Genomic DNA, 8,442 nt, shown 5'->3' with positions numbered 1-8,442 from the left:
CGCCGGATAGATTTAAGCAAGCCCAACATCAATCGAAAATCAGTGTTGCAAAAACGGGGGTGAACATAGATATTTTATAATGGGTATTATACCTGATTATAATTTTATAACAACAGCGAAAGCGGATTAGCGTTGAAATGAAAAAGAGCGCATTGATTATTTACATGCTAATGATTCTGACTGGCAGCATTGGTATTTTATTCTATATGAAATCCGCACGTACGCCGACACCAGGAACGAGTGAAATGCGGGCGAATTCTTTAACAAAAACTATTGTCGTGGCCGTCGCCCAGCGAGACCTGTCTGCTAACAATGTTCTGAAGAAAGACGATTTTCAATTGAAAAATATATCTGTATCACCAGAAAGCACTGATATGCAGTTCAATATAAAAGAAAATGACCTTATTCATTGGGCCCTTAAAAGTGCGGTAGCCAAAGGCAGCTACCTTCAACCAACTGCATTGGTTGAGCCCGGCAGTGATGATTATATCGCTATGTTTATCATGCCAGGAAATGTGCTTTATCCCTTTGAGTTAGATGCTTCTGATAATTATCTGTTAACCAATTTAAAGCCAGGTGCCAGTGTGGATACCTATCTTTCCTATGGACTCCGTCAAGACGATAACGGAAGTGAGGACATCATTTCTCCCGCTAAATCGATTCGCGATACACGGCTTAAACCCCTGATGATTAATAGGCGTGTATTAGCAATTCGTCGGGTAAACCCGGATGAAAAAGAGAAGTCTCAAGAAAGCAGAAGCCAACTCCTGGTTAAACTGAGAGATGCAGAAATCAAGCTGCTAAAAGGATTAGAAGGCAACGCCAGGATACAGCTATTTCCCACGGCCAGAAACCCTATTGACTTGCGTTCGAGAGGTAGTGAAACGCTATCCGGCAAAGAGGCAACATGGCCCGTCAGTAGTGCCCCCCTATTTGATGAACCTCGCTCGCGGCCCACACACGAGTGGCGTGGTTAACAGGTCTTGCCTGTTGGGGCTGATAGGGAAATTTTAACAGAGGAAAAAGTTTGATGATGAAGCGCTTCTCATTTCACGCTCGCCTGATGCTAGCACTGATTTTATTGTGTCCGTTAACCGTAATGGCCAATCAACTCTTTTTAAAGCCTGCGCAGTCAAAAACATTACGAACCAAAGGGCGTGTTAATACGGTATTTATCTCAGATCCCTCAGTAGCGGACTATAAAGTATTGAATGAAAACACCATCGTATTATATGCGAAAGTACTCGGTATTTCAGAGGTCACTGCCTATGATGCTGACACAAAAAATTTGGATGATTTACAAATAAATGTCGATTCATTCCTGGGGGATATCAATCAGCGCATTGCGGTTGAATTTCCCGGTAGTCAGGTGGTAGTTAAGAGTTTTATCAGCGGTGAAGGTAAATCTTATATCCTGACGGGGACTGCGCCAGATGAGAAAACCCGTGGGGCGGTATATCAGTTAGTGGGCAGTGTCGTAGGGAAGGAAAACCGAGATCTGAAGGTAAAGTATAATACTGATGATCAGGAAAGCTCAGAAGTTTTCTTCATGACAAAAAAATCTATAGCAATGTAATAAACAGATTGCAATTACCCTCATCCAATCAAGTTAACGTAAAGCTCAGCGTTGTTGAGGTAAGTAAAAATTTCACAGACACTTTAGGGATTGAGTGGAGTAATTTAACCCTTAGTGGACTGATTAAAGGAAATGGAGCTATTAATGACCCTGGTGTTTTCAGTTTGATTGGTCTTAAACGTGGATTCGATGCAGAAAATATCAGTACCACAATCAGTGCTGTTAATAATGACCGTTTGGCTCGAGTACTCGCTCAACCTAATCTCACCGTGTTGTCCGGTGAAGTTGCCAACTTTTTAGTCGGCGGTGAAATCCCGCTGTTAGTACAAAGTAAAGAGGGTACAACGATACAATATAAAGAATATGGTATTCGATTAAATGTTGCTGCTAAAGTTGAAAAGAAACAGAAAATAAAATTGTTGGTTTCTAACGAAATCAGCAGTGTCTCAGGGAGTTATGCATACAATAATTACAGCATACCTCGGATAAAAACGCGGCGTTCCAGTTCTACGATCGAAGTGGCTGATGGTGATAGCTTTGTGATTGGGGGCCTACTCAATGAAGAGGATGTGGAATCACTGACCAAGGTCCCTTTCATTAGTGATATCCCTATTCTTGGGGCGCTGGCGCGTAAATCTCACACGGAAAGAAATAAAATAGAATTGGTGGTCTTTGCGACTGTCGATCTGGTTAAACCCGAGTCTTCGGCATCACGACAGAAAATTAAGTTACCTGAATATCACCGTAGCTTATCCGTTCAATTATTTTTTAATAGTGGTGTAAATAAAAATACCCGTGAAGGACGGCTTGCCAGTGATGCTTGCAGTTTTATGGAACGCGGTGGTTTTGCCAAATAGTCATGATAAACCAGGGCGCTATACATTGAAGTTTCGCATGAAATTATTTTTTGATACTAAATCGAATAATAAAAATACAACTGTGAAGTCGCAGAAGAAAAAATTTGCACAGCCTATTTTAATTATTTCACCACGACCTGATGTGATGTCTGATATTGTCAGTCAGTTGTTAATGCATCATTTAGATGATGTCACACTGCATGAAGCGGATTTTTTTACTATGAATGATAATCTAGCTGCCAGCGATGCCAGCGAGGTTATTGTCGATATTGGCGATGTGGATAATGTTGAACTTATTATGCAGATGGTTGCGCTACTCATCCCGGTTTCGGCAAAACCGATTCTGGTGGGCAATAATGACTCAATCGGCTTTGCACATGCGTTGATGATGGCAGGAACCAACTATCGGCATATTGGATCACAGTTAGCGCAATTGCCCGATCTGATTCGTGACCCTATTCCGGCTACGCATAACAGAGTGACGATGAAAATCAGCGTCTTGGGATGCAAGGGAGGGGCAGGCGCATCCACTGTGGCGCATCAACTTTTTAAGGCCGCGGGAATGCTGACCTCAATACCCATGCTATTGGTGCAGGGGTGCAGCGGCAGTCGGGATTTGGATTTATTGTTAGCGAAAGCATTACCCAGCGACGGCAGCATTGCCGATCTTACCGCTCATCAGTCGGTAAAGATGGAAACGTGCGACGCAGCATGGCTGTATGAGGATACCGCGTTTAATCGATATAATCTGGATTTCTTTGATCATGGAATTCATACACACCTCGAACAGCAACTGGAACAGGTATTTATGCAGTCCCATGTCGTTGTGTTGGTGATTTCACGGGCGTTAGCCTCATTGCGTGTGGCGAAAAATATACTTGAAGAGCATAAACGTTTCTTGCTGGCAAACCCGCTGAAAGAAACGCGTATTTTGCCGTGTTTAAACGAGAGTCATCCCAAAAATACGGATGAGCTTGTTAATGCTGATATTGAAGCGTAAATGCCTACAATGTTCATCATAATCCACTCTCCTCAGAGAGTTCACTTTATCGACTTGCTGCTCACCTGTTAGGCAAGTCGTTGGGCTCTAAGTCCTCTCGTAAAGTTCTGTTTTGCCTGCCGACTTTTCGTCGTACTGCGCGTCAAAATGCGATCGTGTGATTGTTGGTCTTTTTGATATCTGAGCCGTGGGAAACAGAACAAGTGAAAGAGGGAAAAGGTGATGAATATTGAAACTGAAATGACCAGCACACTGCTCTATTTCCGCGAGCAGGTGCTTAAAAATATCGATTTAGAGCGCATTGATGAGTTGAAAAATCAGCGCGATGCACTGTTGCGAGAAGTTAACGACGCCATTCAGCGCGTGATGAATAACACAGGACAATATCTTTCAAGCCGGGTTTGCAACTGCTTAAGCGAGCTGATTGCCGATGAGATTACGGGGTATGGACCGCTGCGTGAGTTGATGGAAGATGAAAGTGTCAGTGACATTCTGGTTAATGGGCCTGAACTTATTTTTGTTGAGCGAGCGGGGAAATTGGAATTAGTCGATAAGCGTTTTATCAGCAACGAGCAGTTGATTGATATTGCCCGTCGACTGGTTGCGCGGGTGGGGCGCCGCGTTGATGACTCGCAACCGTTGGTCGATGCGCGCATGCCTGACGGTAGTCGCCTGAGCGTGGTCATCGCGCCTGTTGCACTGGATGGTGCCTCGATCTCAATTCGTAAGTTTGGCTCCGGGCAGAGAACGCTGGCCAATCTGATTGAGTACGGCAGTATGAATGAGATGATGGCGAATTTCCTGGTCATCGCGAGTCGCTGTCGCGTAAATATTATTGTCTCTGGCGTGACCGGGTCTGGGAAAACAACCCGGCTAAATGCCATGTCCCATTATATCGATGAAGGCGAGCGGGTACTGACGCTGGAAGATGCAGCTGAGTTGCGTTTGCAGCAACCGCATGTTGTCAGGCTGGAAACCCGTATGGCCGGTGCCGAGAACCAAGGCCAGATTACTATGCGTCATCTCGTCGTCAATGCACTGCGTATGAGACCCGATCGCATCATTATCGGGGAGTGCCGGGGAGAAGAAGCGTTCGAAATGTTGCAGGCAATGAACACCGGCCATGATGGCTCCATGTCAACCTTGCATGCCAACTCGCCGCATGATGCCTTAGCGCGTCTTGAAAGTATGGTCATGATGTCAAGCGCGGCACTTCTCCTTGCAGCAATCTGCCGCAATATCGTATCGGCAGTCCATATCGTTGTTCAGGTATCGCGCTTGCCTGATGACTCACTAAAAGTGATTAACATTACATAAGTAATGGGTATGGAAGGCGATAACATTATCTTGCAAGATATCTTCAGCTATTCCGCGCAGGCCGAACGTTCTGAAACGGGGGCAATTCAAGGTAGTTTTACCTCTTACGGCCTATTACAGCGCTCAACCGTATACCAACAGGCAATAATCCATGATATGCAAGAGCCCTTGAAGCAACTGTTCGGAAATAAATTACCATGATCTTTATCTTCATAAGCATGCTTCTGCTTGGCTTGCTTCAACTCGTGCTCGAGCATCGGAAGAAAAAAATATTCAACGATTACGTCACGTTGCTACTGTACCGACAACTAACAAGTTAACCCACCAACTTAAGCAGCATGCATTATGGCAACGTTTGGTGGCACTTTTCAGTGATATTTTTCGGTATTTGCTAGGTAAAGAGCATGACCTGGCGTTAAAAAATGGTTTGGTTTTCTTCGCTGTTCAAGGGGTAAGCATTTATAGTAGCCTGGAGTATTTACATATTGATTTACTTATTGTATCGCCGCTCATGTTGTTGTTGACATTGTATATACTTTTCCAACGGAGTAAAAAAGCGGCGCGAATAGCATTCGAAACCACATTTTCGGAGGCGTTGAATATTATTAACAGCGTTATTAGCGCTGGGAATTCAGTGATGCTCGGCATTGAGCTGTGTGGTGAAAAAATTGCAGGTATTGTTGGCGAAGAGTTTAGAAAAATATCTCAGCGTCTTGAAATTGGTGAGGATATTGAAAGTGTTTTGATGGAGTCGTATCAACGTTTACCTTATAGAGAGTATTATTTTTTTATTGTCACTGTCTTGGTGAATATGAAAGGGGGAGGCCAAATCAAGGACGTCATGACGCGGTTAGCAACCATGATCTCTAATGGAAGAATTATTGATAAAAAAAATTGGCCATGACATCTGAAGTAAGAATCTCTGTAAAAATATTAACGGCCATTCCGATTTTTTTCTTCTTTTTCATAAAATACACTTCGCCAGACAGTTTTGCTATATTGATTTATGACCCAATGGGTAAATTCATACTTTATTATGCGGTAGGCAGTATTTCCTCTGGCATTTTTATCCTTTGGTTAATAATGAATAAGTTATAGGTGAGTTATGTTTTATCTGTTTTCACTGCTCATGATGGTTCTGGGCCTGGGTGGACTTCTCATCCATTTTTTTAAAGATAAGAATAAAAACAAATCATTAATGTTGTTGAATGTATATAAACATTCATTGAATGATACTGAAAATCAGGATAACGCATCGCATGTTGAGACGATTTTGATAAAATCAAGCCGTTTGATTTCGATTGCATCATTGTTAGATAAAAATGTGATACTAAAAATGCTAACCGTTGTTACGCTTGAAGGCGTATTATTTTTACTGAACATAAGTGGTATCCTCCAGGTGTCAATGAATGTTTTACTCATTTGTTTTTTAATCCTGAGTGTATCAGTCATTATTTTACCTGATGTGGTCAAAAAACGTATTATCGTAAAACGGTTAAAAAGCATATCAAACGATTTGCCTTTTATTATTGATATGATGGCGGTTTGTATTCAGTCTGGAATGACGGTTGAAAAATTTATGCGATATATTAGTGATAACACTAAGCATGTTAATAAGGATATTGCTAAAATTCTGGAACGTGTCATGCTAAAAACAGAGGTTAGTGGAATCAATGCCGCATTGGAACAACTTTATCAAGAGATAGCCAGTAATGAAGTGAGAATGTTCTGTACTACATTACAGCAGAGCATAAATTTTGGCTCATCCATTTATAAAATGTTAATCGCTTTAGGTAAGGAAATAAGAGATATACAGTTACTCGATATGGAAGAAAAAGTGGCAAGCTTATCTGCCAAAATGACCATGCCGATGATTGGCTTTATTATTTTTCCATTGTTGGCAATAATTGTCGGACCAGGTTTTATAGGGATGATGGCATTATGGAGAAATTAGTTCATATTTTATTATTACTTTCAGTTTTTTTCTCGCAGGATGTGTTACCAAAAGCGGAAATCACAATGCTATTGACGAGGAGCAGAAGGAGTTTATTCTTACCAAGATGAATGATTTTCAAGAGCTAATTAAGTTATATCGTGAAAAACTAAATCGAAAAGAGGATAAAAAAACACGGTATATTTTGGCAAATCATTACCACTCTGCGATGGATTATGAATCATCAAGGCATTATTTAGGGCCTTTGCTGGTCGATAATCCCGATGAGGATATTCTGTTACTTGAAGGCAAGAATTTGCTGGAACAAGGACACATTGCTGAAGCGCTTGACAGAGTTAGGGCGGCTTTAAATAAAAACCCTGAAAATGGGGAAGTGTTAAACATACAAGGCGTGTTACTGGCGCAGCAGGGCAATTATCTTGCCGCCAAAGTATCGTTCGATAAAGCCCGAACGCATTTTGTTGATGAAGATAAAGTCATTAATAACCTCGCGATGTTGACCATTATGCAAGAGGATTATCCTACCGCAAGGGGTTATCTGGCACCCTTGTATGCACGAGGGTATACGGGTGAAAATCTATTACATAATTTAGTGTTTCTACTAGTGAAAATGCGAGATTTTGAGGGAGCTGAAGCGGTATTGCATCGAGCAAAGAACGTTGATATCAGTGATGGCTTGCTTGAATCGTTATCAAAAATCAAGCCCCGCTCTCAACGCCAGTTACAGCAACGCGAATTGTTGGCTAAGCAAGATGTATCGATAAAAAAAGGCCAGGATGACGAAGATGCTACGCCCGCATTACCGTTATCGAAAGAACATAATAACGAGATTATTGCGGTGCGGGCGGGACAACATGAAAAATATTTCCGCATGGCAATGGAGTCACGGGAAAGAATAGCAGTTAAAGAGCTCGGTGATAGAGCGCTGAACCAGATAGTCTATGAATTACAAGGCGTGACGGCGAGTGATGACATATTGTGCATAGGAAACAACTTGATGGCAGACGGTAATGTAAGGTCAATTTCAATTGCACATAAAGATAAAAATACCATTTTGGTGAAGTTCTTATTAAAGAAAAAAATGGATAAGTTGAAGGTATTTCACCTTGAGGCTGAGAAATCAGCACCGGAGAGATTAGTGTTTGATTTCTATCACGGCTAATTTTTATCGGGGATATTCTCTGAGTTGTATCATCAAACGGGTTTTTATTGTATTAGGTTGATTACCAAATCGTCTGTTGATTCATTACACCATACCATTCAGTGGATTATAAGCGCTTCTGGCATTTTTAAGTAATGATGTAAAGTGAAAGTAGAAGGGATACTGGCAATGGCTATTATTATAATATTGACGTTCGTCTGTTATACGGATATTCGTTGTCGTAAAATTACCAATGCGACGACATTGCTCATTTTTTCTCTCTCACTTTTATTAGCCTTTCATCATCCTGAAGATCTCTCTTTAACATTGCTGTTGCTATTGTTTTGTCTTGGTTTTGTTTTATCTATAGTCGGCGTAATCGGTGCAGGCGATGTTAAACTGGTATGTGCATTATCAACGGGGCTTTCAACGACAGAGATGGGTAATTTTCTATTTTTGACGGGAATGGCAGGGATCTCACTCTCGCTGTTTACGTGTTTATATTATCGACTGTTCTCAAAACAGAATGTCATCACAGTACCCTATGGTGTTGCTATTTACTCTGGCTATTGGTTGTAGTGAGCAGTGTAAGTAAAA

At 41.7% G+C, this 8,442-nt stretch carries 8 protein-coding genes and 1 pseudogene; all 9 read left to right on the top strand.

Annotation, left to right across the window (positions count from 1 at the left end; all coding sequences use genetic code 11):
- The first annotated feature begins 137 nt into the window (after window positions 1–137).
- A complete protein-coding gene (locus tag CS369_RS01090; protein ID WP_196905671.1) occupies window positions 138–977 on the top strand; it encodes a hypothetical protein in 840 nt (279 codons plus the stop codon).
- A gap of 53 nt (window positions 978–1,030) precedes the next feature.
- Window positions 1,031–1,576, top strand: coding sequence for a pilus assembly protein N-terminal domain-containing protein (locus CS369_RS01085; RefSeq protein ID WP_196905670.1), 546 nt, complete (start codon window positions 1,031–1,033; stop codon window positions 1,574–1,576).
- An 8-nt stretch (window positions 1,577–1,584) separates the two neighbouring features.
- Window positions 1,585–2,433, top strand: coding sequence for a type II and III secretion system protein family protein (locus tag CS369_RS01080; protein WP_196905669.1), 849 nt, complete (start codon window positions 1,585–1,587; stop codon window positions 2,431–2,433).
- Entirely contained in the window at window positions 2,390–3,433 is a 1,044-nt protein-coding gene (locus tag CS369_RS01075) for a hypothetical protein (RefSeq protein ID WP_210769469.1), read from the top strand. The genes CS369_RS01080 and CS369_RS01075 overlap by 44 nt, the downstream gene beginning before the upstream one ends.
- A 222-nt stretch (window positions 3,434–3,655) precedes the next feature.
- Window positions 3,656–4,951 (top strand): annotated as a pseudogene (locus CS369_RS01070) (CpaF family protein).
- Window positions 4,952–5,108: 157 nt separating this feature from the next.
- On the top strand, window positions 5,109–5,654 hold the full coding sequence (locus CS369_RS01065) for a type II secretion system F family protein (protein ID WP_196905667.1): 546 nt from the start codon (window positions 5,109–5,111) through the stop codon (window positions 5,652–5,654).
- A gap of 201 nt (window positions 5,655–5,855) precedes the next feature.
- Entirely contained in the window at window positions 5,856–6,704 is an 849-nt protein-coding gene (locus CS369_RS01060) for a type II secretion system F family protein (protein WP_196905666.1), read from the top strand.
- A 106-nt stretch (window positions 6,705–6,810) separates the two neighbouring features.
- Entirely contained in the window at window positions 6,811–7,866 is a 1,056-nt protein-coding gene (locus CS369_RS01055; protein ID WP_196905665.1) for a tetratricopeptide repeat protein, read from the top strand.
- Window positions 7,867–8,010: 144 nt separating this feature from the next.
- On the top strand, window positions 8,011–8,424 hold the full coding sequence (locus CS369_RS01050; protein ID WP_196905664.1) for a prepilin peptidase: 414 nt from the start codon (window positions 8,011–8,013) through the stop codon (window positions 8,422–8,424).
- Window positions 8,425–8,442: the final 18 nt, after the last annotated feature.

Origin of the sequence: Candidatus Symbiopectobacterium sp. 'North America', assembly GCF_015762685.1 — a bacterium.
In the GTDB taxonomy this organism is placed as follows: domain Bacteria; phylum Pseudomonadota; class Gammaproteobacteria; order Enterobacterales; family Enterobacteriaceae; genus Symbiopectobacterium.
This window is presented reverse-complemented; position numbering and strand designations above follow the sequence as displayed.